Source organism: Allobosea sp. (assembly GCF_030694325.1).
Taxonomy (GTDB): domain Bacteria; phylum Pseudomonadota; class Alphaproteobacteria; order Rhizobiales; family Beijerinckiaceae; genus Allobosea.
Window position 1 is genome coordinate 1 of the sequence record NZ_JAUXYO010000145.1, and the last position, 2110, is coordinate 2110.

Sequence of the window (2110 nt, forward strand, 5' to 3'; positions counted from 1 at the left end):
GGGCATCGACGGCGGTCGTGGTGCTGCGGGGGCTCCGGATGCGGGTGGGGCGGCCTGCTGCGTGCCCGGTGCATTGAAGGGCTGCGCTCCCGGCAACTGCATCGGCTGCGCCAGCGCAGCCTGCGCCGTGCCGGCGAAGACCAGCAGGGCAAGGCGGACGGCGGCATAGGGCGGTCGGATCACGAGAAGCCCGCTGTGGAAGGGATTTGGCCGGTTTTGCATGAAATGTCGCGCTGCACGACGCAAGGGCACATCCGCAACACTCGGCGGCAATGATCGCCGTCAACCCTGTCGCCGGAAAGCGCCTCCGCACCGATTCTTAATCGGCTCGCCTGTCTTGCAAGGGCGGGAACCGGCTCCCTATATACGCCGCCAAGGGACGGTTTCACGACCGTCGAACGTGGAATGCCGGTTTCGTTCGCCGCGACAGGTGGGGACGGGCCGGTCCATGGGCCGGGCAGAGGCGATCAACGCCGAAGGCCGGCGATCTGCTCAGTTCAAAAGGGATCCCCTCCATGGGTAAAGTCATCGGTATCGACCTCGGCACGACCAATTCCTGCGTCGCGGTCATGGAAGGCACGACGCCTAAGGTCATCGAGAACTCGGAAGGCGCCCGCACCACGCCGTCGATCGTCGCGATCACGGATGATGGCGAGCGCCTCGTCGGACAGCCGGCCAAGCGCCAGGCGGTCACCAATCCGGAACGCACCTTCTTCGCCATCAAGCGCCTCATCGGTCGCACCTTCGACGATCCGATGACGCAGAAGGACCTGAAGCTGGTTCCCTACAAGATCAAGAAGGCGTCCTCCGGCGACGCCTGGGTCGAGGCCGACGGCACCGATTATTCGCCGTCCCAGATCTCGGCCTTCACGCTGACCAAGATGAAGGAGACGGCGGAAGCCTATCTCGGCTCCCCCGTGACCCAGGCCGTCATCACGGTCCCCGCCTATTTCAACGACGCCCAGCGCCAGGCGACGAAGGATGCCGGCCGCATCGCCGGCCTCGAAGTCCTGCGCATCATCAACGAGCCGACGGCGGCCGCGCTGGCCTATGGTCTCGACAAGAAGCACGCCGGCACGATCGCGGTCTATGACCTCGGCGGCGGCACCTTCGACGTCTCGATCCTCGAGATCGGCGACGGCGTGTTCGAGGTGAAGTCGACCAATGGCGACACCTTCCTCGGCGGCGAGGACTTCGACATGCGCCTCGTCGAGTATCTCGCGGACGAGTTCAAGCGCGAGCAGGGCATCGACCTGAAAAAGGACAAGCTCGCCCTGCAGCGGCTGAAGGAAGCCGCGGAGAAGGCCAAGATCGAACTCTCGACCACCGCGCAGACCGAGATCAACCTGCCCTACATCACGGCGGATGCCTCGGGTCCGAAGCACCTCGCCATAAAGCTCTCGCGCGCCAAGTTCGAAAGCCTGGTCGACGAACTGGTCGAGCGCACCATCGCGCCGTGCCGCATCGCGATCAAGGATGCCGGCGTCAAGATTTCCGACATCGAGGACATCATCCTCGTCGGCGGCCAGTCGCGCATGCCGAAGGTGCAGGAAAAAGTGAAGGAGTTCTTCGGCAAGGAGCCGCGCAAGGACGTCAACCCGGACGAAGCGGTGGCGGTGGGCGCCGCGATCCAGGCCGGCGTGCTGCAGGGCGAGGTCAAGGACGTGTTGCTGCTCGACGTCACGCCGCTGTCGCTGGGCATCGAGACGCTGGGCGGCGTCATGACCAAGCTGATCCAGAAGAACACCACGATACCGACCAAGGCCAACCAAGTATTTTCCACGGCTGAAGACAACCAGAGCGCGGTCACCATCCATGTGCTGCAGGGCGAGCGCGAGGTGGCTTCCGGCAACAAGAGCCTCGGCCAGTTCAACCTGACCGACCTCCCGGTCGCGCCGCGCGGCATGCCGCAGATCGAGGTCACGTTCGACATCGATGCCAACGGCATCCTGCACGTGTCAGCCAAGGACAAGGCTACCGGCAAGGAAAACAAGATCAAGATCCAGGCGAGCTCGGGTCTCTCGGAAGACGAGATCAAGCGCATGGTCAGCGATGCCGAAGCCCACGCCGAGGAAGACAAGAAAGCGCTGGAGCTCGTCAACGCGCGCAA

General features: G+C 64.3%; 1 protein-coding gene and 1 pseudogene. One reads left to right on the forward strand and one right to left on the reverse strand.

The window, feature by feature from the left end:
* Nucleotides 1–222 (reverse strand): annotated as a pseudogene (locus tag Q8M82_RS08745) (hypothetical protein); the annotation flags it as partial.
* 293 nt (nt 223–515) lie between these two features.
* Here Q8M82_RS08745 and dnaK point away from each other — a divergent pair.
* Nucleotides 516–2110, forward strand: a 1595-nt coding sequence (dnaK, locus tag Q8M82_RS08750) for a molecular chaperone DnaK (RefSeq protein ID WP_305690979.1), incomplete at its 3' end; no start/stop codon positions are given.